Annotated in this window: 27 protein-coding genes; 7 read left to right on the top strand and 20 right to left on the bottom strand. The window is 55.1% G+C overall.

The window, feature by feature from the left end; genetic code table 11:
- Positions 1–21: 21 nt before the first annotated feature.
- Complete coding sequence (locus GSF01_RS12990) at positions 22–1,371, bottom strand: LLM class flavin-dependent oxidoreductase (RefSeq protein ID WP_159884599.1); 1,350 nt, start codon at positions 1,369–1,371, stop codon at positions 22–24.
- A gap of 287 nt (positions 1,372–1,658) precedes the next feature.
- Between GSF01_RS12990 and GSF01_RS12985 the strand changes: the two genes are divergently transcribed.
- On the top strand, positions 1,659–2,543 hold the full coding sequence (locus GSF01_RS12985) for a LysR family transcriptional regulator (protein ID WP_159884583.1): 885 nt from the start codon (positions 1,659–1,661) through the stop codon (positions 2,541–2,543).
- Positions 2,544–2,574: 31 nt separating this feature from the next.
- On the opposite strand, the gene sbnA is transcribed toward GSF01_RS12985, so the two are convergent.
- Both sbnA and GSF01_RS12975 read right to left on the bottom strand, forming a co-directional pair.
- Complete coding sequence (sbnA, locus tag GSF01_RS12980; protein WP_159884581.1) at positions 2,575–3,564, bottom strand: 2,3-diaminopropionate biosynthesis protein SbnA; 990 nt, start codon at positions 3,562–3,564, stop codon at positions 2,575–2,577.
- Positions 3,561–4,829: a phenylacetate--CoA ligase family protein gene (locus GSF01_RS12975; protein ID WP_235941436.1), complete on the bottom strand. Its 1,269-nt coding sequence runs from the start codon at positions 4,827–4,829 to the stop codon at positions 3,561–3,563. The genes sbnA and GSF01_RS12975 overlap by 4 nt, the downstream gene beginning before the upstream one ends.
- A 196-nt stretch (positions 4,830–5,025) precedes the next feature.
- Between GSF01_RS12975 and GSF01_RS12970 the strand changes: the two genes are divergently transcribed.
- Together GSF01_RS12970 and GSF01_RS12965 are read left to right on the top strand one after the other, a co-directional pair.
- Entirely contained in the window at positions 5,026–5,826 is an 801-nt protein-coding gene (locus GSF01_RS12970) for a YheC/YheD family protein (protein ID WP_159884579.1), read from the top strand.
- A 162-nt stretch (positions 5,827–5,988) separates the two neighbouring features.
- Entirely contained in the window at positions 5,989–6,750 is a 762-nt protein-coding gene (locus GSF01_RS12965) for a sugar phosphate isomerase/epimerase family protein (protein ID WP_159884577.1), read from the top strand.
- A 258-nt stretch (positions 6,751–7,008) separates the two neighbouring features.
- On the opposite strand, the gene GSF01_RS12960 is transcribed toward GSF01_RS12965, so the two are convergent.
- The 9 genes from GSF01_RS12960 to GSF01_RS12920 form a co-directional block, all read right to left on the bottom strand.
- The gene (locus GSF01_RS12960; RefSeq protein ID WP_159884763.1) at positions 7,009–8,031 is read right to left on the bottom strand and encodes a leucine-rich repeat domain-containing protein; all 1,023 of its coding nucleotides are present in this window, start codon (positions 8,029–8,031) and stop codon (positions 7,009–7,011) included.
- 31 nt (positions 8,032–8,062) lie between these two features.
- Positions 8,063–8,899, bottom strand: a complete 837-nt coding sequence (locus GSF01_RS12955) for an undecaprenyl-diphosphate phosphatase (protein ID WP_201305381.1) — start codon at positions 8,897–8,899, stop codon at positions 8,063–8,065.
- 59 nt (positions 8,900–8,958) lie between these two features.
- Positions 8,959–9,693 carry an ABC transporter permease gene (locus GSF01_RS12950; RefSeq protein ID WP_159884575.1) on the bottom strand — a complete coding sequence of 245 codons (735 nt, stop codon included), beginning with the start codon at positions 9,691–9,693 and terminating at the stop codon, positions 8,959–8,961.
- Positions 9,686–10,609 (bottom strand): ABC transporter ATP-binding protein, encoded by a 924-nt coding sequence (locus GSF01_RS12945; RefSeq protein ID WP_159884573.1) that lies wholly within the window; start codon positions 10,607–10,609, stop codon positions 9,686–9,688. Before GSF01_RS12945 ends, GSF01_RS12950 begins: the two co-directional genes overlap by 8 nt.
- An 87-nt stretch (positions 10,610–10,696) precedes the next feature.
- Complete coding sequence (locus tag GSF01_RS12940; RefSeq protein WP_159884571.1) at positions 10,697–11,752, bottom strand: sensor histidine kinase; 1,056 nt, start codon at positions 11,750–11,752, stop codon at positions 10,697–10,699.
- Positions 11,742–12,458 (bottom strand): response regulator transcription factor, encoded by a 717-nt coding sequence (locus GSF01_RS12935; RefSeq protein WP_159884569.1) that lies wholly within the window; start codon positions 12,456–12,458, stop codon positions 11,742–11,744. The genes GSF01_RS12940 and GSF01_RS12935 overlap by 11 nt, the downstream gene beginning before the upstream one ends.
- A 246-nt stretch (positions 12,459–12,704) precedes the next feature.
- Positions 12,705–12,920 carry a hypothetical protein gene (locus GSF01_RS12930; protein ID WP_159884567.1) on the bottom strand — a complete coding sequence of 72 codons (216 nt, stop codon included), beginning with the start codon at positions 12,918–12,920 and terminating at the stop codon, positions 12,705–12,707.
- A gap of 26 nt (positions 12,921–12,946) precedes the next feature.
- Positions 12,947–13,408 (bottom strand): SRPBCC family protein, encoded by a 462-nt coding sequence (locus GSF01_RS12925; RefSeq protein WP_235941435.1) that lies wholly within the window; start codon positions 13,406–13,408, stop codon positions 12,947–12,949.
- Positions 13,409–13,549: 141 nt separating this feature from the next.
- Positions 13,550–15,187 (bottom strand): S-layer homology domain-containing protein, encoded by a 1,638-nt coding sequence (locus GSF01_RS12920; protein ID WP_159884565.1) that lies wholly within the window; start codon positions 15,185–15,187, stop codon positions 13,550–13,552.
- A 229-nt stretch (positions 15,188–15,416) separates the two neighbouring features.
- Between GSF01_RS12920 and GSF01_RS12915 the strand changes: the two genes are divergently transcribed.
- Positions 15,417–15,728, top strand: coding sequence for a hypothetical protein (locus GSF01_RS12915; RefSeq protein WP_159884563.1), 312 nt, complete (start codon positions 15,417–15,419; stop codon positions 15,726–15,728).
- 214 nt (positions 15,729–15,942) lie between these two features.
- Entirely contained in the window at positions 15,943–16,371 is a 429-nt protein-coding gene (locus GSF01_RS12910) for a hypothetical protein (RefSeq protein WP_235941434.1), read from the top strand.
- A gap of 94 nt (positions 16,372–16,465) precedes the next feature.
- Here GSF01_RS12910 and GSF01_RS12905 read toward each other — a convergent pair whose 3' ends face one another.
- The 5 genes from GSF01_RS12905 to GSF01_RS12885 all read right to left on the bottom strand — a co-directional run bounded on the left by GSF01_RS12905 (position 16,466) and on the right by GSF01_RS12885 (position 20,164).
- On the bottom strand, positions 16,466–16,777 hold the full coding sequence (locus GSF01_RS12905) for a KGG domain-containing protein (RefSeq protein WP_159884561.1): 312 nt from the start codon (positions 16,775–16,777) through the stop codon (positions 16,466–16,468).
- Between the two features lie 80 nt (positions 16,778–16,857).
- Positions 16,858–17,784 carry an S-layer homology domain-containing protein gene (locus tag GSF01_RS12900; RefSeq protein WP_235941433.1) on the bottom strand — a complete coding sequence of 309 codons (927 nt, stop codon included), beginning with the start codon at positions 17,782–17,784 and terminating at the stop codon, positions 16,858–16,860.
- 154 nt (positions 17,785–17,938) lie between these two features.
- A complete protein-coding gene (locus tag GSF01_RS12895) occupies positions 17,939–19,156 on the bottom strand; it encodes a CynX/NimT family MFS transporter (protein WP_159884753.1) in 1,218 nt (405 codons plus the stop codon).
- A 5-nt stretch (positions 19,157–19,161) separates the two neighbouring features.
- Positions 19,162–19,851 carry a FadR/GntR family transcriptional regulator gene (locus tag GSF01_RS12890; protein WP_159884559.1) on the bottom strand — a complete coding sequence of 230 codons (690 nt, stop codon included), beginning with the start codon at positions 19,849–19,851 and terminating at the stop codon, positions 19,162–19,164.
- Positions 19,852–19,984: 133 nt separating this feature from the next.
- On the bottom strand, positions 19,985–20,164 hold the full coding sequence (locus GSF01_RS12885; RefSeq protein ID WP_159884557.1) for a hypothetical protein: 180 nt from the start codon (positions 20,162–20,164) through the stop codon (positions 19,985–19,987).
- Positions 20,165–20,346: 182 nt separating this feature from the next.
- Here GSF01_RS12885 and GSF01_RS12880 point away from each other — a divergent pair, with 182 nt between their 5' ends.
- Positions 20,347–20,757: a VOC family protein gene (locus GSF01_RS12880; RefSeq protein WP_159884555.1), complete on the top strand. Its 411-nt coding sequence runs from the start codon at positions 20,347–20,349 to the stop codon at positions 20,755–20,757.
- Between the two features lie 85 nt (positions 20,758–20,842).
- The gene (gene ypfJ, locus GSF01_RS12875; RefSeq protein WP_159884553.1) at positions 20,843–21,685 is read left to right on the top strand and encodes a KPN_02809 family neutral zinc metallopeptidase; all 843 of its coding nucleotides are present in this window, start codon (positions 20,843–20,845) and stop codon (positions 21,683–21,685) included.
- 94 nt (positions 21,686–21,779) lie between these two features.
- On the opposite strand, the gene GSF01_RS12870 is transcribed toward ypfJ, so the two are convergent.
- Genes GSF01_RS12870 through GSF01_RS12860 form a run of 3 tightly spaced genes read right to left on the bottom strand, consistent with a single transcriptional unit; the run spans position 21,780 to position 24,212 of the window.
- On the bottom strand, positions 21,780–22,523 hold the full coding sequence (locus GSF01_RS12870; protein ID WP_159884550.1) for an ABC transporter ATP-binding protein: 744 nt from the start codon (positions 22,521–22,523) through the stop codon (positions 21,780–21,782).
- 25 nt (positions 22,524–22,548) lie between these two features.
- On the bottom strand, positions 22,549–23,208 hold the full coding sequence (locus tag GSF01_RS12865; RefSeq protein WP_159884548.1) for a hypothetical protein: 660 nt from the start codon (positions 23,206–23,208) through the stop codon (positions 22,549–22,551).
- On the bottom strand, positions 23,160–24,212 hold the full coding sequence (locus GSF01_RS12860; RefSeq protein WP_159884546.1) for a hypothetical protein: 1,053 nt from the start codon (positions 24,210–24,212) through the stop codon (positions 23,160–23,162). Before GSF01_RS12860 ends, GSF01_RS12865 begins: the two co-directional genes overlap by 49 nt.
- Positions 24,213–24,262: the final 50 nt, after the last annotated feature.

Below are 24,262 nucleotides of genomic sequence, written 5' to 3'. Positions count from 1 at the left end.
ATGTTCGTAGTCATCGATCTTTCAGGCTTGGACCGCTTTCACCTGTGCTCGTTTTCTTGCCAGGGTGTGCCGGTTCCCCGGCACGGCCAGTCCGAGATGTCCGCGCAGCGTATCGCTGTCGTACTCCTCACGGAACAGTCCGCGCTCCTGCAGGATCGGCACGACCAGCTCGGTGAAATCCTGCAGCCCGCCCGGAATGCCGACTCCGATGATGAAGCCGTCGGACGCGCCCTCCTCTACCCAGCGCTGGATCGTATCCGCCACCTTCTCCGGCGTGCCTACGAAGCTGCCCTTCGGCGTTGCGAAGCGCAGAGCCACTTGACGCAGCGTCAGATTTTGTTCTTTGGCCAGACGCTTGATCTTCTCCGATCCGCCCTGCTGGCTGTTCACGCCCAGATCGCCCAGATCCGGGAACGGCTCATCCAGCGGATAGACGGAGAAATCATGATCGTTGAACGGTCGGCCGAGCGCAACGATCGCTTTCTCGATCGATACCAGATTGACGGTTTCCTGATACTTGCGCTCCGCCTCTTCCTCGGTTCGACCGATAATCGGATGGATACCCGGGAGAATGGATACCTCATCCGCCGAGCGCCCGAACGAAACAGCCCTCCGTTTGATGTCCTGATAGTAGAGCTTTGCTTCCTCGATCGTTTCGTGGCCAACGAAGATCGCATCCGCATTCCGGGCAGCGAAGCTGCGGCCATCCTCCGACGTACCCGCCTGGAAGATAACGGGCTGTCCCTGCTTGGACCGGGCGATGTTGAGCGGGCCTTGTACGGAGAAAAACTCGCCTTTATGATTCAACGTATGAAGCTTCTCGGGATCGAAGAAGACGCCCGTCGATTTATCCCGCACGAAGGCATCGTCCTCCCAGGAATCCCATAGCCCCTTGACGACATCCACATGCTCCTGAGCAATCCGGTAACGCTTCTCATGCGGCGGATGCTCTTCCTTGCTGTAATTATTGGCGCTGCCCGACAGCCAGGAGGTAACCACATTCCAGCCGGCTCGCCCGCCGCTGATATGATCCAGCGAGGCGAACTGCCGGGCTACCGTGAAGGGCTCGCTGTAGCTCACAGTCAGGGTGCCTACGAGTCCGATCCGGCTCGTCACGGCTGCCAGCGCAGAGAGGATCGTGATCGGCTCGAAGCGGTTCAAATAATGGGGACTGGAGTTCGGGGTAATATGTACACTGTCCGCGATAAAGGCAAAATCGAACTTGGCGGCCTCGGCCGTCTGTGCCTCGCGTTTATAAAACTCAAAGTTCACGCTCGCGTCCGTAATGGCATTGGGGTGTCTCCAGTCCTCCCAGCCTCCGCCTACCCCATGAATCATCGCGCCCAGTTTGATTTGCTTCGTACGTCCCATCCTTGCCGCCTCCCAATCTTAAATTTTATTATTCCTATATAATTAGTTGGTATGGATTTATCATAGGTCACCCTTTATTATTTGTAAAATTCAAATAATCGAAGGGTTTGTTCATGTTTTATGAACTATTTTCCACTGACAACCCATTCATTCAAAATGATAAAATATAGTATTCACCTTGGAATAGTTAGTTTTTGTGGTATGATACTTGTATCATTTTGTAAAAACGGAAAATCGGAATCATTCATTCTAGAGGGATGAACTCATCAAGGAGGGGCTTTTCGCCGATGGATATCCGTACCATAAAAACCTTTCAAACCATCATTAAGCTGGGGAGCTTTCATCGCGCAGCGGAGGAGCTTCAATATGGCCAGTCCACCGTGACCATGCATATTCAGAAGCTGGAGGGCGACCTTGGGGTAAAGCTGCTGGAAAGGGGGAAGAAGCTGAAGCTGACGGAAGCCGGGCGGCTTTTTCATCAAAATGCGGATCTGCTGCTAAAGGATTACGATTATCTGCAATCCTCGATGAACGAGCTGATCCAGGGCGAGGCGGGGAATGTTCGTCTTGGGGTGATGGAGCCTACGGCCAGCTACAGGCTGCCGCAAATTTTAAGTCCGTTCCTGCAGCAGCATCCGAAGCTCAAGGTAAGCATCCAGATCGGCAATACCTTCATCCTCAGCCAGATGCTGAACGAAGGCTTGATCGATCTGGCTATCTGCTCTACGCCCGAAACCGGACTGGAGCATACGTTCGAGCCGCTCTTCAACGAACGGCTTGCCCTGCTTATGCCGGCTTCGCACCGGCTGGCGTCGATGGATCTGATTTTCCTGCGCGACCTGCAGCATGAAAATATTCTGATCACCACCTCCGTCTGTCCTTACCGGCAGAAGCTGGAAAGCTCGCTGCTCGAAAAAGGCGGCAGCCCCTACTCCGGCATGGAGATCGGCAACATGGCGGCGCTCAAGTATTATGTTCAGGCCGGCTTCGGCATCGCGGTCGTTCCGGTTATTACAGCCGTCCCCTCTCCTCCTGGTACGATACTGAAAACCATCCACGATCTGGACTCCGGGCTCGTGACGGGGATGCTTCGCAAGCAGAACGGCAGCCACTTCAGTTCGGCCGCCGAAAAGCTGATCGCCATCCTGCGCAAAGAGCTGCAGACGATCTAGCCGAGCCTGCATGCGCCAGCCTTTATATAGATCATGGGGTGGTCTGCTCTCTGCCCAGCGACTCCGGCTCGACCTGCAGCTCGCGCCTGACCCAGTCGTCGTCGTAGACCGTATCCAAGTATCGCTCGCCCCGGTCCGGCAATATGACGGCGCAGAGCGAATCTGCCGGGATACTCCCGGCGAGCCGCCTAACGGCCGATACGACGCCGCCGGAGGAGGCTCCCGCGAGGATAGCTTCATACTTGACCAACTCCCGGCAGCCCCTCACGCAGTCGATATCCGTTACCCGTACGACGATATCCGCCGCCTCCTCGCGATGAAGCTCCGGGGTAATCCCCGCTCCGAGTCCCGGAAACCTCCGCTGACCGCGCTGGCCCCCGAAGATGACGCTGCCCTCGGCATCTACAGCTACGATCTGCGTCCTCCATCGATGCTCGCGGATATACTCCATGCAGCCGCGGATCGTCCCGCAGGAGCTGACTCCGCAGAACAAATAATCGACGGGACCGAGCTGCTCCGCAATCTCCGCCATGGTTGTCTCGGCATGGGCCCGGTAGTTATCCGGGTTGCCGTATTGATTGGTCCAGTAGGCATTCGGCACCGTGAGCAGCAGCTCATGCACTCGCCGGATACGGGCAGGCAGAAACTCGCCCGTCCGCGCGTCCGGCTCTGTGACCAGATCAATTTCTCCCCGTAGGCTGCGGATGATCCGTTTATGCTGCTCGGTGGTACGGGGATCGACCACGCAAATAAATCGCAGCCCCAATCGGCAGCAGAGCTGGGCCAGACTAATCGCCAGATTGCCCGAGCTGGACTCGATAATTACGCTTTCGCTCGTCAGCTCGCCTCGCCGGATCGCCTCCTTCAGCATATAAAGCGCGGGTCTGTCCTTGGCGCTGCCCCCGGGATTCATTCCCTCCAGCTTGCCGTACACCCGAAACGGATCATCGGCGAACAAGCGCTCCAGCCTGACCAGGGGCGTCCCTCCGATCCTATCCACCAGTCCACCCTCCAGCCTCATGCGTGTCCCTCCTCGTAGACGACCTTCTTACCTTTGATGTGTCCCCGATGCTGCGAATCTTCATACTCGTCCTCGATGACCTCGATGCGCTGCAGCAGACCCGAGCAGATCATTCTGCCGATCTCCGGAATTCTCTCCTCCAGCTCATCCCGGATCGACTGAAGCTGAGAGCCGGCTCCGGCCGGACTATAAATATGCAGCTGCAGCCGATTGCCCGCCACCTTAACCCGAATACTCGCGTCTCGCAGCCTTCGATATACGACTTCTTCGATATCGTACAGACTGATCTTCTCCCCATGCTTCAGATCGGGCCCGATCCGCTTCACGATGCTCTGGAAGCTCTGCCTGGGCGTCCCATCCACCAGAATCGGCCTCAGATCGCGCACGACATCATACGTCACATACCGCAGCGCCGGAAACGCCTCCCTTACCGCCGATGTCAGGACAAGCACCTGCTCCCCGGCTTCCAGCGGCTCTAAGTCCTCTCCCAGCTGCCCGCTGTTCACACCCTCCGCAGCGAGCCCGTCGGTCAGCAAGTACCTGCCGTACCGGTGAGAGTAGTAAGCAATCGTCCCGATCTCGATAGAGCCGTACGTATCCGTAACGCCTTCCAAGGGGAGTCCCAGGCGCTCCGCAACGCGTTTCCTCCACTCGGGCGAAGCCGTCTCTCCGACCAGTACGACATGGCGTATCCCATAGGCATCGGGTTTAGGAGAAGCCAGTAGAATGCGATCCAGAATTGACGGCATCGTATACAGCACCTCAGGCCGGAAGCTGGCCAGACGTTCAATATGGCGTTCAATCGGGAGCTGGAAGGACAGCGATTCGACCTCCATCCCGAGCTGGCGGAACACATCCACCGCGGTTGCCTCCGCGTGGCCGGTGCCCATATCGGCCATCGCCCTGCGGTACTCTCCCGTCCCCAGAATCGTCCGGAATGCCTCCAGTTTGATCCGCATATAAGCCTCTTCGTCTGACGGCGAATAATAGATGATCTTGCGTCGCCCCGAGCTCGTACCGGAGGTCCGGTAACGGTATAGGTGTTCCTGCCGCTCCATCGGATTGTCATCCGTATAGTAGTGGGCTTCGAGAGCGCTTGCCGTCAACAAGGGTATCCGATCCAGGCTCCTGCCTATGTCCTCAGCCGCATCATCCCGCTCGCCCAGACCGCTCCAGGACAAGTACCAGGGAAAATTTCGTCCTATCCGGTCTACAGCTTTCCTGAAAACCGGTTCCACGCATGCCCATTCCGCTTCCAGACTCATATCCGGCAGCACTCCTTTTCCGGCGAGCTCTTCGCCATCGGCTTGTGGCTTTGTTCGCTAGCACGCCTTAATCGTCCCTATTCTTTGTAGCCTATGCATATAGCAAGAGGGACGTTCACATCCGCCCGTACGTTTTCGTATGATGAGATATCTGGCCGAGACATGGGATAAAGCGGCGAGGAGAGAGGATAGCCCTATGGGAAGCAAGCTAAAATATATATCCAGCAAGCTATTGAAGACGCGCATCGTCTTGAGAGATCCTAGGCTGGCCCGGCATGTGCCGAGCACTGAACCTTTCACCAAGGAGAACTTGGCAGCGGCACTACGCCGCGACGGCATGGTATACGTCAAGCCCGATCACGGTTCTCTCGGCGTCGGGGTGATGAAGGTGGAACGACTGGAAGCCGGTTACCGGCTGCACAGCGGGGTAAAAGCTTCGACCTTCCCCACCATCCGGGGGCTGCAGCAATCGCTGCTTAAACGGATAGGTACCAAGCCGTATTTGGTCCAGCAGGGAATTCGCGTGCTTAGGTATGAGGGGAGGCCCTTCGACTTCCGGGTCATGATTCAGAAAAACCCGGCCGGCCGCTGGGAATGCACGGGCATCGCCGCGCGTGTCGCCCATCCGGGCAAAGCCGTCACCAACGGCAGTCAGGGAGGCACGATTTTCACCCCCTCCACGCTGCTTCTTCCGGCGGCAGGCCGCCACAAAACTGACCGGCTGCTGCGTCATATGAAACGCCTTGCCGCTCTGACGGCGGCCGTATTCAGCCGTACCTATCCCGCTATGCACGAGCTCGGCCTGGATATCGCCGTCGACCGCCGACTGAAGCCTTGGGTGCTGGAGGTAAACACACGTCCAGACCCTTGTCCGTTCACCAAGCTGGAGGACCGGACCCTGGTGAAAAAGATAGTCGCTTACGGCCAAGCTTACGGACGTCGCTACTGCTTGAATTGTACCAAGGCCAGGAAAGCGCCTCCAAAGAGCAGGCCATAGGATAGAGTAAGCAGCCTTCCCTCTGGGAGCCGCCCGGTTAGGATTAGGCAAGCACAGTTAAATAAACCCGCTTTTCCGTTAACCTCGGTAAAACCCCCATCCCGGAACCATGATACACTGAGGTAGAGAACGACTAGACTATGAGGAAAAGGTGATCCCGGGATGAAGCAAGCCAATATCGCAGTCCAGCTCTATACTTTGCGCGAATTTCTCAAAACACCGGAGGACATCGCGACGACACTGCGACGCGTGAAGGCCATCGGTTACGATGCGGTTCAGGTTTCGGGGATGGGGCCCATCGAGCCGGAGAAGCTCAAGCAGCTTGTTGACGAAATCGGCTTGACCATCTGTGCTACGCATATTTCCTACGATCGTCTGACGAAGGACCTGCCGGCCGTCATCCGCGAGCATCAGCTGTGGAATTGCAAGTACGTCGGACTTGGCTCCATGCCGGCAGACTACCGTACCGGCGAGGAAGGCTACGTCCGGCTGGCCGAGGAATTTTCGGCTATCGGTGCAGAGCTCGCTAGGCATGGGCTGCAGTTTGTTTATCACAACCACCGGTTCGAGTTCGCCAAGTTCGGCAGCCGCACCGGGATGGACGTGCTGCTCGAACAATCCGCCGATCCGGACTTCGGCTTCGAGCTGGATATGTACTGGGTACAGGCAGGCGGGGCAAGCCCGGTCGACTGGGTGAATAAAGTGAAGGGCCGGATGCAGGTCATCCACCTCAAGGATATGGAGATCGTCGAGGATCAGCAGGTGTTTGCGGAGATTGGCCGGGGCAACCTCAATTGGCCGGCGATCATCGAAGCGTGCCGCAATACAGGCGTGGAGTGGTACGTGGTCGAGCAGGATCAGTGCCGTCGGGACCCGTTCGAGAGCCTGACGATCAGCTATCATTATTTGAAGCAGCTGCTTTAAGAGATAAAGCCGCTTCAGCCCCTGTCAGCTGTCAGGGAAGCCCTATCATCCAAATAGCCTTGGACCGTGACTCATCGGACCAAGGCTATCTATTTCCGCTTACCATCTATCCAAGTTTTAACAATGCTAAACTTATTCTCCCCTAAATGTATCTCCCCTTCATATTTCTTCTTAACCCAATAAATAATACCGCTAATTAATTATCTTTTATCCTACAGGTTAATAGGATTAACCGTCGCTTGAAAGGCTGGTGTGCCATTACCTTATGCTCTCGCCATCCAGCGGATTCCCGTCGAACGACTTGTAGGTTAACTGGCGCAGCCGTCTCACCGTTTCATGCGGTACGGCCTCCAGCCGATTGCGGCTGAGGTCGAGATATTTCAACTGCTTGAGCTCTGCCAGCTCGGGCGGCAGTCTCCGCAGGCCCGTAGCGTTGATCCTCAAGCTCTCCAGCTTGGTCAGCCGTCCTATCTCCGCTGGCAGCTCCTGGAGGGTAACGTCTTCGATGGAAATCATCGGCTCCCCCGGCTGCGGACGATCATAGCTGCAGCAGCCGATGGTCAGATGAGTCAGATTCGTCAAACGGCCGATTTCGGGAGGGATCGCTTCCAGATCGGCGGTATAGATCGTCAGCTGCTCCAACTGCTCCAGATCGAACAAGCTGGCCGGCAGTCTGCGAATGTCCTGCTCGAAGATCTCCAGCAGCTTCAGCGTGGAGATGCGACCTACCCCATCAGGCACCTCTTGCAGCCGAAAGCCGCTCAAGTAAAGCCGGTCGGCGCCATGGTGCAAAGCATCTGCCAAGTATGGTTCGAGTTCTTGGTTAAACGCTCCCCGAAGAAAGACGCCCCGCAGCTCTTCGCGCAGCCTCGCGGCCTCTTCCTCGCCGGCCTGAAGCGATGCCATCCTCTCATGGGCGATGTTGACCAGCCAATCGCGCTCCTGCCCATCCCAGAAGCCGAGATCCTCCGGCAGCTTCGGGTGCTGCCAATCAAAAAGGCTGCCAGCCGCCGACTTCAACAGCTCGCCTACCTCCGGGCAGCAGCGGTATACGTAGATCGTATCTTCGTACGTATAACCGATGGCATTAGTCCCCATCACCACGCCGCTTTCATAGGTTTTGAGCAGATAGGGACGAAGCTTTCGCAGCAGCAGACCTACATCCCTATCCCTAGCGAGCTGTCCCCTCTCCGCCAGAACGAAGAAGGAGGCATGGGTTATGGCATAATCGATCAACCGGCGATAAGCTTCACCGCTCGGATTATTGTCTATTCGAAGCATAGCCAAACGGCACATCCTTTCTAATTTCTAGTTACAGAACTATGAAGTAAATGACAGCGGCTAATGCCAGTCGGTACAGCGCGAAGGGTACGAGCTTAATCCGGTGAACCAGCTTCAGGAAAAATCGAATGGAGATCAGCGCTACGACGAATGCACTGACAAAGCCAGTCGCCAGGAATGGAAGAACATCCGGCGTCAGATAGCTCCAATTTTTCAGCAGCGAGAAGAAGCTGACCCCCGCCATAATCGGCACGGCCATAATAAAGGTGAAATCGGCCGCCGCCCGGTGGCTCATCCCGAGCAGTACGCCTCCGGATATCGTCGACCCTGAGCGGGAGAAGCCCGGCCACATGGCTAGACATTGGAAGCAACCCACAAGGATCGCCTGCCGATACGTGATCTGATCGACTGTCTCCGTCTTCGGCTGACGAGGACGGAACCGGTCCGCCGCCATCATCAGTATGGCCCCGAGCACCAGTCCGATGACGACCGTCTCCGTGGAGAACAGGTAGCGGTCCACCCAGTCGTTCAGCAGCAGATACATCGCTCCCGCCGGTATAAGCCCTGCCACAACCTGTGTCAGCTTGAGCCGCCGCTCTCCCGTCTCCCCTCCTTGCCCTCCCTGAAGCCCGAGCAGATTCAAGAACCGTTCCCGCATCAGCACGACGACAGCAAGCACGGAACCCAATTGAATAACGATTTTGAAGGTAACCGCGACTTCCGCCGAGAACATCTCGGAGGTTCGGAACCAGAGATCATCGACAATAATCATATGCCCGGTTGAAGATACCGGGACGAACTCGGTAAGTCCCTCTACGCATCCCAGCATGAGGGCGGCGAACCATTCCCACAGACTCAATAACCTCATCCTCTCTTTCTCGCAAGGCAGCAAAGCTGCAAGCTTCTGTCCAGCACCCCGGACCAAGCCTATTGAATATCGATCCTCTTGAAATAAACGATGGTCGCCAGGAAGCTGGCTGCCGAAGCGGCCACTACCGCCGCCACGGAATAATAAAGCGGATACTCGGGCACGACGGTCCCGCTCGCGATGACGTGCACCGCCGACCACGGGAACAGCGCCTTGTATTCCTTATTGACAAGCGCTACATTGGCCATCGTGATCACAGCCGTGAAGATGATCGTCGGCACGTAGTTTCTGAACAGAAGACTGACGAACATGGTCGGGGTGGACAAAAGGAAGAGCAGGCCCCCTCCGAGCGCATATTCCTTCAAGGATTGGCCGATCACAGTCAGACTCAGCCCCTCTGCCTGTGCGATCAGGCCGTAGATAAGCGTCAGCGTCCAGGCTGTCAGCGTGAGCATCATTATCCATATCAGCAGCAGGATAAGCTTGCTTACGATCAATCCGGTCCGCGACACCGGGATCGTCAGCAGGCTTTTCAAGGTGTCCTCCGTGAACTCCCGGTTAATCAGATAGGCCGTAATGACCCCGTAGAGAAGCGTCCCGATCAGCAGCAGTACGTACAGGCTCGTCTCGGAGAACAGCTCGCTGAAGGTAACCATCTCTTCCGGCCGTCTGGCCTTCACATCCAGATACCCGATGAACACCATGGAAGGAGCCGCCGCCGCTCCGGCCAAACTAACCGGGAACATCTTGGCCCGCTTCAGCTTCAACAGCTCCGTGTAAACAAGATTAACCAATCGTTCCACCGCCTATCAGCTTAACGAAATAATCCTCCAACCGATCCTCGCTCAGAGCGATTCTGGTCACCTCGATGCCGTGCTCGACGAACAGCTTATTCAGCTGGCCCTGCTGGCCCAGATGCGAGTAGATGCGAATCTTCCCTTCGCTTCCTACCTCATAATCATGGATACCGAAATGCTTCTCGAGCAGCATAGCAGCCTTGTTGTCTTGAGATACTTGGAACTCCAGGTACCTGCGATTGCGGGTGCGCAGCTCTTCAAGCGAAATTTCCTCCAGCAGCTTCCCTTGATGGATGATGCCGATCTGATCGGCCAGCTGCTCCACTTCGGTCAAAATATGGCTGGAGATCAAGATGGTCATCTGCCGCTCCTTAGCCAGCGACTTGATCATGCCCCGTATTTCCTTGATCCCAATCGGGTCAAGACCATTGGTCGGCTCGTCGAGCACCAGCAGCTCCGGATGATGTACGATCGATCTGGCAATCCCGAGCCGTTGCTTCATGCCGAGGGAGTATTGGCCTACCTGCTTGCTTGTCTCCCCTTGGAGAGCCACAATCTCCAAGGCGTCCTCAATCGCCGTTTTCTTGTGAACCCCCATCAGCCTGGCGTTAATCTCCAGATTCTCTCTTGCCGTCAGGTTCTCATAGAAACCGGAAAACTCAACGATAGAGCCTATCCTGCGTAATATCTCCTTTTGCTTAGCGGGCATCGCCTCTCCGAATATCTCGATGCTTCCGGACGTCGGCCGGATGAGACCGAGCAGCATCCGGATCGTGGTCGTTTTGCCTGCGCCATTCTGCCCAAGGAAACCGTAAATTTGCCCTTGCTTCACGGTCATATTCAGCTCATCCACCGCTTTGCGGTCCCCATACTGCTTGGTAAGCCGGGTCGTCCTAATAACCGTGTCCGTCACGCTATCGCCTCCTGCTTCTTCTTAAGCGTTCTTGCCGCCCTTACTTGTAGAATAAGCAGTCGGCCTTACCTGACTCTTAACGAGTTCTTACATCTTTCTTAACTTCCTTCGGTTCGCATCCGCAGCCGGAAGGGTGAAGCCAAAGGCCGTCCGCACCTCCGGCTCGCTCTGCGCCCATATACGACCTCCTTGCTTATCCACCAGAGCCTTGGCAATAGCCAGCCCGAGCCCGCTTCCACCGTTGAGCGAGCCGCCGGAGCCGGATGCGCGGTAGGTCCGCTCGAATATATGAGGCAGCTCCTGTGCCGGGATGCCATGCCCCTTATCCCACACCACCAGCTCATAGTCCCCATCCTGCTCCCGGCGCCCCAGCTCGATCCCGAGCACATGTCCGTCATGCCCGTATTGCACGGCATTCTTGATCAGATTGGCGAGAATCCGCTGCAGCACCAGCGAATCCGCCTCGACCCGGCAAGGCTTGTCCGGCAGGTTAGCCTTCAGCTCGATCCCCTTGGCTTGCAGCTCGGGCAGCCAAGCTATGACCGCTTCTCTGGCCGCTTCGGCCAGATCCAGAGGCTCCGGCCGAAGGACGATATCGTCAGCGTCCAGTTTGGCGAGCTCGAACATGTCCTCGATCAAATCCTTCAATGAAGCTGCCTTGCGTGAAATAATATCCAGGTACGCCCGCCGTTCTTCCGCAGAAGCGGCCACCTCATCCTTCAAGGCATCCATGTACCCGATCATCGAGGTAAGCGGTGTCCGGATATCATGGGAGATCGCCGACAACAGCCGCTTACGCGCAGCCTCCGATCTGACAGACTGCTCCTGGACTGCAGCCAGCTGCTCGATTAAGGCATTGATCGCGAACACGGTCTCCAGATAGGCGCGATGCCCGTTACGGACAAGAATCCGGGTGTTCATATTGCCCTGTCCGACACGCTGGAGGTGAGTCACGATGTTCTCCAGTTCTCGAACCCAGCGAAGTCTGGCGGCGAGCAGCAGACCCGTAACCCCAAACAAAAGCACCCATAAGCCCGTGCCGAATATACCCGGGGGCTTATGCAGGATTTCCATCCCCGCGAGGATGGCCAGTGCCATCAACTGAAGCAGCAGCAGGAGCGGGACGTTCCCCTCACGCCTCATCGCGACCACCCGCGAACCGGTATCCGATTCCCCACACCGTCTGGATCAGCTTCGGGTCCGACGGATCTTCCTCTATCTTCTTCCGCAGCCTGCGGATATGGACCATGACCGTGTTGTCGTCTTCCAGATAATCGGACTTCCACACTTGACGGAACAGCTGCGTTTTGGTGAACACCTGCTCCGGATGAGTGGCGAAAAATTTTAATAATTCAAATTCCTTGGCCGTTAAGTCTACAAGCTCTCCCACCTTGCGGACAGTCATCTTCTTTAGGTCGATCACGAGTGTCCCGCAGGTAAGAAGCTGCTCCTGTGAAGGAGAAGGGGTGTCGCTGCCCAGCACAAGGAAGCGCCTGAGATGCGCTTTAATCCGAGCCGTAAGCTCATGGATGCTGAAGGGCTTGGTGATATAGTCGTCCGCTCCCATCCCGAGCCCAACGATCTTCTCCACCTCCTGATCCTTAGCCGTCAGCATGAGGATTGGAATATTGCTGTCCGCTCTGATCCTGCGGCACACCTCCGTACCGTCCACCTTGGGCATCATCAGATCCAGGAGAACCAGGTTGTACCTGTTCTCTCCGAACAGACGGAGCGCCTCCTCCCCATTCGCCGCCGTATCGACCCGGTACGTCTCGCGCTCCAGGTATATTTTCACCAAATCTCTAATTTCCTTCTCGTCATCGACTACCAGCACCCGAATCTCTGTCATAGGCTCACCCGCTTCTTCGTTCAGCTCCGAACGGAATTGTGCCCTAAAATTAACATAATCCGAAGGGCTTCTCAAGCAGCCGTCAGACAAAAATTAGCCAGGCTCCCATGTGCACATGAAAGCTTGGCTGAGCGCTTGCAGGTCATCGAAACGCCTTCTTCTCTCCAGTCCCTTTCCCACGGCAAAAAGGATACCGCGGTCGCGATATCCTTCATCAATCTTATTCCTTCTCTTCCATGGCTTCATTCAATACCCGCGTTTAAACTTCTTCTCACTGCCTGAGGAGTCCTTGGTTCGCTCCTTGTGCTTCTCATCCTGCAGCTCGATCTGCTTATCCTCCAGCGGGATGGGGTCGACCGTCCGCTCGCTTTCATACAGATCGAACAGACTGGGCTTATCTGACGGGATTTGCTCGGGATTTTCCTTTTTTCCGACGCTATCTACGTCCTTAGGCTTCTCCACTTGGCCTTCACCTCCAGGTAAGGTTCTCACTCTTTTCTTACCTGTTTGGGCCGGTTATCAAACAAAAGCGTGTTCATCTGCTGCTTCGCCCGTCTTTCGGCCTCGGCCTTGAGCTTGCGGTTGCGGTAGATGAGAAACGCCTCCATGTAGCTGCGCAGCACCACCCGCTCCGCCAGCCAGCCCAGAATGCCCAGCGGAGCCGAAAGCTCCAGCGTATCGGTCATCATGGTACGCTCGCCGCACACTTCGAAAGCGTGGGTATGCCGCAGCGTTCGAAATGCCCCGCTGATCATCTCATCAACAAACCGATAGGGAGCGACGTACTCCGTCACGCGGGCCGTCAGTCGCTGCCGGATCAGGAAATGGGTCGCTTCGAAGGTCACCAGGTCTCCGCCCTGCAGCAGACCGGTCGCCGGACCTGCGACGATGCTCTCGCGCGTATGCGGCCATACCGTCTCGGTATGCAGCCGCAAGTCGCAAGCCAGCATAAAGCACAGCTCGATCGGAGCGTCGATATCCGTGGTGGTTTGTACGGTAATGATGGGATCCCTCTTTCCGGGCCTCCAGGAATAAAGACAGCCTCCGCAGGAATTCTAGGCTCTGCAGAAGCTGTCTATTTCTGTGTAGGCTTACTCTACGCGTACATAAGTGACCGCACTTTCCCCACTAGGCAATACAGCGCCCAGCTCAAAGGAAGTTACGGTGCCTGATATCCGGACGATGCCGTCCTGACCGACTTCAACGCTGCCGCCGCCCTCGATGGCAGTCGCCGTAAACCCGACAGCCAGCGCAAAGTTATATTTCTTGATCTCGCTCTTCTCATACTTGATATCATAATTGTCGGTGATGCTCAGATCCATCGCTTCATACGCGTCGAATTGACTGGAAGCTGACAGGTCGTGATGATACGTCGTGCGGCCCGCCCGGATGATCTTGCCGACTACCCCGTCCGCTTTCACGACAACGGTAGCTTGCATCAGCTTATCGTCTCCGTCCAGCGCCTTGAACATGATGTTCAGCGTAGCCGTTCCCGCTTTGTTGCCGAGCACATAGCCGCGATTATCGGCGGATACGCCCACCTTGACGATGCTTGGGTCGGACGAGGTTATAGCTTTGATAATGCCTGGAACGGCCACGGCTTCGCCGCCTGATGTGACGTTGATCTTCACTTCCTTGGCAAACTTGCTGACCGTCGGGTCTTCCGCATTCGCCTTCGTCTCTAGTCCATTGCTGCCGCTAGCCACTTCCGTCAATCCACTGTCGATGACATTCGCTAACTCCAGCGTTTGCTTGATTTCGTAGCTTCCGCTGCCGGAAGAAACCGTAGCTTTAATGGTAAAGGAGCCAGTAGCCCGCTTGACCGCGGAAGCGTCCAGCCCGGTCAAGGTTACGGTGTAGTCACCCGCTGCGAGCGCGGCTGAGGCTGTCAGCGTCGCAGACTTTTTGTCGGCGGCCCATTGGGCGGAAGCCGGGACGACCGCTCCTCCCCGGGTCAGGGTAAGCGTCGCTTTGGCGGTATCGACTTCCTGATCCAGGGCTACTTGAACCTTAGCGTTATCGCTTGATGCTTGGACGGAAACGATCGAAACAGGTGCTGGGGAGGCCGGAGGATCCGCAGGCGCCGCTGGCGACTCCGTTTCCTTATCCACAAGCTTCTTGACCGCATAGGAGCTGGCGACCAGATCCGCACGGTCTGCCGCCGCATCGCCCGTTTTGCCTGTCGGATGGATCCCGAGGGCGGCAGCTTGCTTGACCGCATCCGCGAACCACGGAGTTCCCGTCGTATCTACCTGCTGCCCCAGCCCTTTGAGCAGGATCGTATCCAGTTGGCCTGCCGTCACCTGCTCTCCGGGAGCAAAGGTCGTCTCGGTGATGCCGTCGATCAATCCGGCCTTCTTGGCAGCCTCGATATAAGGGATAGCCCAGCCGTTGGCCGCATCCGTCGGCTGAACGTCGGAGAAGCTGGATGTGGTTACGCTCGAGTCTACAGACAGATCAAAGATCAGCGCGGCCACCTTGGCAAACTGGGCACGCGTCATATGGTCGCGAATACCGAATGTATCGGCGGATACGCCTTCGAAAACTTGGGCTGCCAGCATGGCGTCAATCTTAGCCTTCAGGCTGGCATCGATGCCTTGCAGATCCTTGAAGCTGTCAGCGGTCAGTGAAGCCGCTGAGGCCGCATCCGCCGGCTGTACAAGAGCAGTCGTCGAGTAGAAAGAAAGGGCCAAGGTTCCTGTCGCGAGCATTGCTACGAATTTTTTCATGATACCTCCAGAAAATAAATAATGGTTTGAATCCTTTGCAGGGACGAGTGACCTTGCCTGGAAAGTCTGCCACTTTCGAAACTGATTGTAATAGACTTACCTATACCTTGCAATAATTTTACTACCCTTGTCAAATTGTGGTCATTCCCGCCTGGTTAGCCGAATCGCACCGGATCGCGTTATAATAGGCTGATTAGAGGACAAGTGCCGATACGAGGAGGTACATGCTATGGATACAAAGGTAAGGCTGACACTGGACGCCGCGCTGCGCAATTGGACGTCCATGTCGGCGGCGGACGAAGAGGAGGCTGAGGGAACGGCCAATGAATTCGAGGCTTCCTTCTACCAATTCATCGATGCGTTCCGCGACTGGGTGAATGGCTTGGACCCCAGACCCGTGACCCTGGAGGAACTGCTGGAGCTGCCGGACGTGCAGACGATCACAGACCGTCTTCCCGCTCCGTTATACTTGAACTTCGAGACCGAGGCCGAGCTGATTGTGGACCGGTTCAGCCGCGTCGATGATGAGAAGTACGATTAGACTCCGGGCTAAAGGAGACGGACGCGGGAGACAGCCGCGCAGGCCCGTATGCTTCGACAACATGGAGCGCATTCTGCAACCTTTACGGTCAATCAGACGTATTGTAGGAATAGATTAATCTGGCCTATTTCATTGTCGATCATGGTCCTTTATAATGAGTTTAACTTCGAGGAGAGTCAGGTGAGGAAAGCTGGAGGAGGAATTATTCCGCCAGGTGGTCGATAGGCTGCTGCGCCGTTCGGGAAGCCGGATTGAGGTCAAGATCGAGCCCCGTTTCCCTGGAAACCGGCTGGTCGGCGGCAAATATCATATGGCCACACATCAAGTGTATATTTACAAGGAACCGATCAAGCAGCAGTGCTTTCAGCTCTTCGGCTCTCTGGATCGGTTAGAAGATTATATAGCGGTCGTCTGCGCCCACGAGCTTGGTCACTCGGAGGACGCGGAGCTAGTGCGACTGGCCGGAAGACTGGACGAGAAGATCACGGACCCCGAGCGCCGGTTCATCGCCCTGGAGATTGAAGAAAATGCATGGCGGTATGCCGAGTCCATTCTGCCCGACCTGGAACCGGCGTTCCTGGATACGATTATCCAGGCCTCGCTCGCTTCTTACCGGGAAGAGCTTCATTCGGATACTGCCTAGATTGCCTATATCCCGTAAAAAGGTCAGGAACCGCCTTCTTAAAGGCATTCCTGACCTTTTTATATTGCACGGTGTTACACAGCCGAATTAAGGCCTAGGAGTTGTCGCGTTGGCGCGCCCGGGCTTCCCCGCCCTTGCGTCCCGCCTCTTCGCGGCTCATCTTGCCGTCATCCTCGCTGCCCCTGCTATCGTTACGGTTTTGATTCCCGTTATTTCCTCTGGATTCGCCGCCTTTTTGACCGATCTCCTGGTAGAACTCGCGGTCATGGGTCCTCGAGGTTTCTTCGCCACCCTTTTGACCGATCTCCTGGTAGAACTCACGGTCATGGGTTCTCGAGGTTTCTTCGCCACCCTTACGTCCTGCTTCTTCGCGGCTCATTTTCCCATCGCGGTTGTTCTGTGCCATTCTGAATCACTCCTTATAGGGTATTGGTTGTTCCATCCATTATTACCCTTGTCCAAGAAGCTGAATCAGATGGGTATCGCTTAGAGCGCGGGCTCCGCAACGGCTTCATAGCCGGACGGGATGAACGTGGATACCTTGGCAGGCGTTATCACCTGGGGGTACATCTTATCCGGATCGGGCTCATGCAGCTTGTAAATGATGACCGCTTTGGCGCCCGCTTCAAATCGGATTCCGGTGATTTCCATCCCATAGCCCGGGTGCGGCCTTTGTTCCCAGGTTAACGTCACCTTGTTCACCTCATCGTTCACCTTCTCCAGGCTAACGTCAATTTTCGCCGCCTGCGCTGGTACTGGCGCCTGTGCCGGCGCGGGCTTTTGCGAATGGACCTCCATCACCCGAATCGCATTGTATACCCAAGCTGCCGCCTCACCGCGGGTCAGCTCGCTTTTCGGATGGAAGCGGCCTTCCTGATCGAGCTGGGCTATTTTGTACAACAACGCCCGTTGGATCGTGCCTTGAAGCTCCGGCTTCAGCTGATCCTCGTCCTGAATCTGGATAAACATTTTGATCAAAGGAAAATTGCCTTTCTTCTCAAGGGCCCGGACGAGCAAATCCCCGAACTGTTCGCGCGTGATCGCCGCATGAGGGTTGACATCCCGCGGAATGTCGAGCCCATGGTAGTGAGCTATAATAAAAGCGTCCGCGTACCAGGCGTCGTCAGGTACATTCGTATACGTGTCCGATGCGACAGGCTGCTTGATGAACTTCACCAAGTCCAGGTTGAGATCCATCGCCTTCACAATCATCTGCAGGCTTTGGGCATAGCTGATCTGACCTTTCGGCGCAAAATGCTCCTGATCGATCCCATTCACCACCCCACGATCCTTTAACGCCGTGACGGCCTCACGTTGACCTTCCTCGACATCGGTGAAGGCAAACGCTGAACTGAAGGTTACGCTGCTTAGAAGCAGGGCGGTTAGAGCCATGGATGTTTGTTTTCTCATCATCCTGATTCTCCTTTTCTTATGCAGTTTGTACACAACCTCGCGAGTTACTTACTTAACGCGATCTGCGCGAAGAAGGTTGCATAGACGCCATTATTCTTCCAGCGACCGGGCTTGTCCGCATGCCTTATACGGTGAACCCGGCTTTCCTGCACTTCTAATGACCGTCCTCGACATACCGGTTCCGGGCCGCCCCTATGCCGAATACCATCGTACAAAGACTGACCGCCAATAGGATGCACAAAGGTATCGTCCAGCCTCCGGTCGCATCGTGCAGATAGCCGAGCAGCACCGGACCGATAGCTGCCAGCAGATAGCCGACGGCCTGACACATCCCGGATAGCTCGGCAGCCGTATGAGAGGTCTTGGAGCGCAGCCCGTACAGCATCATCGCCAGGCTGAAGGTACAGCCTGCGCCGAGCCCGATAAAAAGCGTCCAAAGCACCACTAGACGTCCTCCCCCCAGAAGAAGCCCCCCGAAGCCAATAATGAAGAAGGATACGACGACGATCATCAGCGCAACCTGGCTTTTCATGCGGCCGGCCAGCACCGGTACCCCGAACGAAGCCGGAAGCACAGCAAGCTGCATCACGGAGAGCGTCCAGCCCGCGGCGCCAGGGCTCATCCCATAGGTGGTCAGTATATTAGGTATCCAGGTAATCATGACATAGAACAATAAGGACTGAGTTCCCATATACAAAGCAACCTGCCAGGCGAGCGAAGATTTCCATACGTTGACCCTAGGGGCCTGTGACGCCTCCGTCGTCTTGCCTGGGCGGCCTCTCCCGATACTCGCCTGAGGAAGCCAGATAGCAAGCGCAACGACAGCCAGCAGCGCCCATATGCCGAGCGCCCCCTTCCATCCGAGACCCAAGCCGATGGCAAGCGGCACGCTGACGCCCGAGGCTAGCGCACCGCTGATATTCATCGATACCGAGTAGACGCCGATCATCAGGCCCGTTCTCTGCGGGTATCGGTCTTTGATCAGACTCGGCATCAGAACGTTGCAGACCGATATCGCAAGCCCCAGTATAAGCGTTCCTGCGAGCAGCAGGCTTATGCTGGCAGAGGAGCGGATCAGTACCCCCGCCGCAAGCAAAAGCATCGCGAACCAGAGTACGCGGGATAGCCCGAAGCGGCGTGCCAGCATGGGGGCAACCGGGGACAGAAGGGCAAAGGCCAGTACGGGCAGCGTCGTGATCATGCCGGCCAGCGTACCCGAGATCGCCAGCTTCTCCTTTATGACTCCGATCAACGGACCGACTGATGTTAGGGGCGCCCGCAGATTGGCCGCTATAAAAATAATGCCTACCACAAGCAGCCAGCCTTCTGTAATAGAGCCTGCCCCTCCCTTGACCGATGCATGCATTTTCATAGATTTCACGTGATGTCATCCCTCTCTAAAGCTTGCTTCAGCTCCTCAATATCCCGCTGAACCGCCAACCCTGCCTTCTCTACGTCGCCCTCGATAATCGCCTTCACCAGCTGCTCATGCCTGCTTTTCGGCAGCCATTCCGACGCCTGCTTGTGCATGGTCATCCTTATCGACTCCCGTATGGCCTCGGTCATATGGCCGTATAGCTCGATGAGCATATGGTTCCCCGTCGATTCCACAATAGCCTGATGCAGCTTGAGATCGGTCTCTACATATTTTGCAATGTCGCGGCTTAACGCATACTCACTGCAAGCTTGATGATAATTACGGATTCGGGCCAGATCCTCTCCCGTTCGTCTGGCGGCGGACAGTCTGGCCGCCTCCTGCTCAAGCGCATGGCGAACCTCCAAAGTCTCCATCAAGCCGGAACGCTGCGCCCTGCGCTGAAGCGCAGCCCCAAGCGTACTGCTCGAGCATACATAGGTTCCGTCTCCCTGCTTCGTCACCAGCACACCGGCGTGACATAGAGCCTTAACGCCTTCGCGCAGCGTATTGCGGCTAACCTGCAGCCCCGCTATGAGCTCCGGCTCAGCCGGAATCTTCTCCCCTACCACCCATGCGCCGGATTCGATCATGCTCTCAATCTGCAGGATGACCTGATCCACAAGCGTAAGCCTTGTTGCTTTCTTGAGCATATACAAACCTCCAAACATCCTACCTTTACATCGCAAGTTTCCCCACTATAACATGGGTCTGCCTGCTTGTACAGACTTTCAGTCTTATCAGGGTCTTCGCCAATATCCACGCCTGTCCGGTCCCTGCTCCGCCTTATTCCTCTACCGCTTCCCAATCGATATGGATAAGCTTATCCGCCCAGCTGCGGATTTTGATCTCAATCGCCTGCTCGATCTCCTCGTCCGTCAACTCACCAAGCTTACTCTCAGCGATGACCAGTTCCTCTTCCTTTACCGCCTGTCCACCCACAGATAGTTGAACTTTAATTCGCATGATAACCCCTCTTTTCGTCATTGCATCCATCGGGCCTATTCTAGCATAAAACTACACGTTAGAGGTCTTTTCTTCGCCAGCCCAAACAGCGAAAACCTAGCAATTCCTAAGAAATCCGCAAGCAGACAGCATGTTATACTGGCTCTGCAAGCCTAACCCGACTAAGAGAGGATGGTGGCGTAATGGCTAAACCCAACACATATATCCGGTCGGAACATGCGCTGCTGCAGGCTGAGTTCTACATCCAGGCGCTCGGTGGAGAGCTGTTATCCGTTATCACGTACGGGCAGCTGCCGGATGCCCCGAAGAGCTGGGAAAACAAAGTGCTGCAAATCAGCTTTATCGCCGGCGAAATCCAATTCCTAATGTCCGACGTTGTCTTGGAGCCGCTCGTCCCGGGGAACGCGATCACGTTGGTCATGGAGTTTTCCACCGAAGCAGAGGCTCGCCAAGCCTTCGCCAACCTGGCATACGGGGGCAAGATCAGGCAACCGCTGGAGCCGGCCTTCGGGGGCTCTCTGTTCGGGGAAATTGAGGACAGGTTCGGCGTGCTGTGGATGATAACCACCGAGGCTAAGCCGGGGCTCCACTAACCGGATCAGCCGATCGGATTGATAGCCGCCTTTTCCGGGTATACAGCATTAGGACTTTCAACAGGCAACCGGGGAGGGAACCATCATGCAATGGAAAGGAAGACGTGGAAGCTCCAATGTAGAGGATCGGCGAGGTATGGGAGGCGGCAAGCTCGTGGGAGGCGGTATCGGCGGGGTGATCCTTGTGATTATCGTCATGCTGCTGGGCGGCAATCCAGGGGACATGCTCAATCAAATAACGACTCCGGGCTCCAGCACTTCCGCCCCCTACGAGCAAACGGCACAAGAGAAGGAGCTGGCTGAGTTTGTCTCGGTCGTTCTTGCGGATACGGAGGAGGTATGGACCCGGCTATTTCAGGAGAAAGGCCTGGCCTACGAAAAGCCTACACTCGTCTTATTCACGAACAGCGTCCAGTCCGCTTGCGGAACAGCCGGCTCCTCGACGGGACCCTTCTACTGCCCGGGGGACCATAAGCTGTACATCGATCTAAGCTTCTACGACGAGCTTCGCAGGGAGTTCAAGGCACCGGGGGACTTTGCCATGGCTTACGTGATCGCCCACGAGGTGGGGCATCATGTGCAAACTCTGCTCGGCACGACGAAGCAGCTCGCTCCTCTTCGCCAAAGCTTGAGTCAGACCGAGTACAATAAAATCCAGGTTCGCTTCGAGCTGCAGGCCGATTACCTGGCAGGCGTGTGGGCGCATCATGCCCAGGACATGAACCTGCTCGAAGAGGGCGATCTGGAGGAGGCTCTGACGGCGGCCAGCGCTGTCGGAGACGACAGCATTCAGAAAAAAGCCCAGGGCCATGTCGTCCCCGAAACCTTCACGCACGGCACCTCGGAGCAGCGAATGCGCTGGTTCCATAAAGGCTTCCAATCCGGAAGCATGGATGAAGGGGATACGTTTAATGCGAGCAATTTGTAGAAATCCAGGGGGATGGGCCTCCGGGCATCGTCCCCCTCTCTGCGCGCCGACTAAAGGTTGCAGGCATCCTTAACAAGGCTGCCATCCTTTATCGTCACGATCCGCCAAAAGAAGGCCCAGTGATTTCGCAAGCGAACTGCTGTAAAAAGTAGTCCTCCAGGGAGATATCGTTTTCAAGCAGAAACTCTAGCGACTCGCTCTCAACCATGCGACCTTCATGGATCAAGATGATTTCATCGCAAAATTTCTCGACTACGTCCAATTGATGGGTGGATAGTAAAACGCCATTTCCCTGGTCTGCATACTGCCGTATCGTGTCCTTGGCCCACTTCAGGTTGACAGGGTCCAGTCCCGAGAAATATTCATCCAGCAGAAGCAGCTTGGGCTGGATCAATTGACAGGCCAGCAGCGCTAGTTTTTTTCGCATGCCCAGCGAGTATACCGCTATCCTGTCTTCTAGCTTAAAATCGAGCTGCATCAGCCAGATGCTTTGTTTTAGCCGGGATCTCCCCTCTTCGACTTGAAATAGATCTACGTAAAATTCGAGATATTCCCAACCGCTTAATTCATCATACAGAATGGGGTTATCCGGTATATAGGCGATTTTCGATTTGGCCGCCACCCATTCCTCCGTCATGTCGATACCCTCTACACAAATACTCCCCGAGGTCGATAGCGTAAGTCCGGCCAAAATATTCAACATCGTTGTTTTTCCCGCGCCATTTAGCCCCAGTAAGCCCGTTATGCTTCCCGGCTGGATTCGAACATGGATATCCTGCAAAATTTGCTTGTGATCGATGACTTTGTTCAGTTGCTTTACTACTAGAATGGGTTCCATGTATAACTCCTATAAATCTTCGTAGTTAACGATCCAATCCTACATGATTTAGCGTATATTGCCCTTTTAATTTCCCTCGTATCACTTGAAGAACTAAAACGCTTCCCAAGATGTAGAGGAGAGGAACGATCACGAACTGTACGGCAATAATTCCGTTCCAAGAAATCCAATCTGCCAAATAAAAGGCACAAGGCAGCAAAGATAGAGGAATAAGGACAGAAGGGATCATCATGTTGACTGACTGATTGATAACCGCCTTGTCCGGAAACTCTTGAATCTGTTCTAAAGAAAGGAAGTCGAATCTCGGATATATCAGGCTCGACAGGTAACTAGCCAGCATAAATAGTAGCAAAGCGGGCACCGTTAATAGCAACGCATACAGGAGGGACACCATCCCCATCCCGCTAACTAAGAACAATACGAGTTCGCCCAGCACATACACCGGAAGCACAAGAAGGATAAAGAGCATAGCTTTTTGCTTGAAAACGTCCCATAGCGTTTGGCCCGCTTGGAAGTAAAGCCTGATGTTCCTGCCGTCGCTTTCCAAGGCCAATTGGCCCGCAAAGAAATGGGCGAATTCCGATACCAGAAAAAAAATAGCAAACAGGCTGCAAGCCACAATGAGGTAGTGAACCTTCAATAGATCAATATAACGGAGAAGGCCTGCAGAGAAGCCCACTTGCATCCAGAAAAAGTACTTCCACTCAGATGATTAAACCGAAATAGGACATAGCGGCTGCGAAAAAATACGGAAATTCTTGTTTTCATCAGATTTCGCTGATTTTTACGTGCAGCTGCACGACCAAGCTTTTGAAAAAAAGCTTCTAGACGATGGGGAGCACGGACGGCCCCACCGGAAGGATGCGCATCCCTGCTGCCCAATTTGATGATAAAAACCAAGACCGCGAGATAGATCAGAATCAACATGAAGGCTTCGAGCTTTGCAGAAAAAGCAGCCAGCCAGGAATGCGGCCATACTTTCAGCAATAATAGATTCATTATTTGTTCAAAGTAGCCCACCACCATGCTTTCGCCAAACTCAGACCATCCCAGATATTGATCCAAATCGGCGTGCCGGCTTACCAATGGGAATGCATTCATCCATGGCCCGGCGGCACTTCCTACCACATACAAGACTGCGATCAAAGCAAGCCGGAGAAGAACCGATTGGATGATGATATGGAACAGGTAGGAGCTTTTTTCTCTTAACCGTACCAGCTTGTTATGGATGCTCGATACAGCTATAGATTGAATCGCATAGGTCAGAAACATGATGGCAAGCGTAAGAAGTGTATGCAGCAGGGAATTGCCAGCCAGGTAGCTTAATGCTGCGGCCATCGGTAAGAAACCGATGATTCCATTCCTCAATTCCCATATGGCTTGCTCGCAAAAAACTAAAATTTTCTTCTCTCCTGGCAGGAGGACAAGATTGATCATAGACAGCTCAGACTTGCCATTCAACTCCCACTTGGAGGCTTTAATCCCCGAATAAACACTGCTGGCCAGCATCAGTACGTATATAAAATTCCACAAAACCAACGCTGTATCATAATGATGTAAAACGACCAGGGTTTTCAAGAAAACGCTTACCACAAAATTATCCGAACCTAATCCCTCAATAAGCTGCAGTAATTGATCGGATAACATACTGGCGAATAGGATATAGCTTACGACAAAGCCTACCGCCATACGGATTAAATCCAATCCAAGAATCAGCCCTATAAAAGGAAGAACATGAT

This window comes from Paenibacillus puerhi (genome assembly GCF_009846885.1).
In the GTDB taxonomy this organism is placed as follows: domain Bacteria; phylum Bacillota; class Bacilli; order Paenibacillales; family NBRC-103111; genus Paenibacillus_G; species Paenibacillus_G puerhi.
This window is presented reverse-complemented; position numbering and strand designations above follow the sequence as displayed.

What these genes read in the sequence shown, in the direction of transcription:
- GSF01_RS12990 (WP_159884599.1), bottom strand. Translation starts at nt 1,371, where the DNA reads ATGGGACGTACGAAGCAAATCAAACTGGGCGCGATGATTCATGGGGTA.
- GSF01_RS12985 (WP_159884583.1), top strand. Translation starts at nt 1,659, where the DNA reads ATGGATATCCGTACCATAAAAACCTTTCAAACCATCATTAAGCTGGGG.
- sbnA (WP_159884581.1), bottom strand. Translation starts at nt 3,564, where the DNA reads ATGAGGCTGGAGGGTGGACTGGTGGATAGGATCGGAGGGACGCCCCTG.
- GSF01_RS12975 (WP_235941436.1), bottom strand. Translation starts at nt 4,829, where the DNA reads ATGAGTCTGGAAGCGGAATGGGCATGCGTGGAACCGGTTTTCAGGAAA.
- GSF01_RS12970 (WP_159884579.1), top strand. Translation starts at nt 5,026, where the DNA reads ATGGGAAGCAAGCTAAAATATATATCCAGCAAGCTATTGAAGACGCGC.
- GSF01_RS12965 (WP_159884577.1), top strand. Translation starts at nt 5,989, where the DNA reads ATGAAGCAAGCCAATATCGCAGTCCAGCTCTATACTTTGCGCGAATTT.
- GSF01_RS12960 (WP_159884763.1), bottom strand. Translation starts at nt 8,031, where the DNA reads ATGCTTCGAATAGACAATAATCCGAGCGGTGAAGCTTATCGCCGGTTG.
- GSF01_RS12955 (WP_201305381.1), bottom strand. Translation starts at nt 8,899, where the DNA reads ATGAGGTTATTGAGTCTGTGGGAATGGTTCGCCGCCCTCATGCTGGGA.
- GSF01_RS12940 (WP_159884571.1), bottom strand. Translation starts at nt 11,752, where the DNA reads ATGAGGCGTGAGGGGAACGTCCCGCTCCTGCTGCTGCTTCAGTTGATG.
- GSF01_RS12935 (WP_159884569.1), bottom strand. Translation starts at nt 12,458, where the DNA reads ATGACAGAGATTCGGGTGCTGGTAGTCGATGACGAGAAGGAAATTAGA.
- GSF01_RS12925 (WP_235941435.1), bottom strand. Translation starts at nt 13,408, where the DNA reads ATGCTGGCTTGCGACTTGCGGCTGCATACCGAGACGGTATGGCCGCAT.
- GSF01_RS12920 (WP_159884565.1), bottom strand. Translation starts at nt 15,187, where the DNA reads ATGAAAAAATTCGTAGCAATGCTCGCGACAGGAACCTTGGCCCTTTCT.
- GSF01_RS12915 (WP_159884563.1), top strand. Translation starts at nt 15,417, where the DNA reads ATGGATACAAAGGTAAGGCTGACACTGGACGCCGCGCTGCGCAATTGG.
- GSF01_RS12905 (WP_159884561.1), bottom strand. Translation starts at nt 16,777, where the DNA reads ATGGCACAGAACAACCGCGATGGGAAAATGAGCCGCGAAGAAGCAGGA.
- GSF01_RS12900 (WP_235941433.1), bottom strand. Translation starts at nt 17,784, where the DNA reads ATGATGAGAAAACAAACATCCATGGCTCTAACCGCCCTGCTTCTAAGC.
- GSF01_RS12895 (WP_159884753.1), bottom strand. Translation starts at nt 19,156, where the DNA reads ATGAAAATGCATGCATCGGTCAAGGGAGGGGCAGGCTCTATTACAGAA.
- GSF01_RS12890 (WP_159884559.1), bottom strand. Translation starts at nt 19,851, where the DNA reads ATGCTCAAGAAAGCAACAAGGCTTACGCTTGTGGATCAGGTCATCCTG.
- GSF01_RS12885 (WP_159884557.1), bottom strand. Translation starts at nt 20,164, where the DNA reads ATGCGAATTAAAGTTCAACTATCTGTGGGTGGACAGGCGGTAAAGGAA.
- GSF01_RS12880 (WP_159884555.1), top strand. Translation starts at nt 20,347, where the DNA reads ATGGCTAAACCCAACACATATATCCGGTCGGAACATGCGCTGCTGCAG.
- ypfJ (WP_159884553.1), top strand. Translation starts at nt 20,843, where the DNA reads ATGCAATGGAAAGGAAGACGTGGAAGCTCCAATGTAGAGGATCGGCGA.
- GSF01_RS12870 (WP_159884550.1), bottom strand. Translation starts at nt 22,523, where the DNA reads ATGGAACCCATTCTAGTAGTAAAGCAACTGAACAAAGTCATCGATCAC.
- GSF01_RS12865 (WP_159884548.1), bottom strand. Translation starts at nt 23,208, where the DNA reads ATGCAAGTGGGCTTCTCTGCAGGCCTTCTCCGTTATATTGATCTATTG.
- GSF01_RS12860 (WP_159884546.1), bottom strand. Translation starts at nt 24,212, where the DNA reads ATGGCGGTAGGCTTTGTCGTAAGCTATATCCTATTCGCCAGTATGTTA.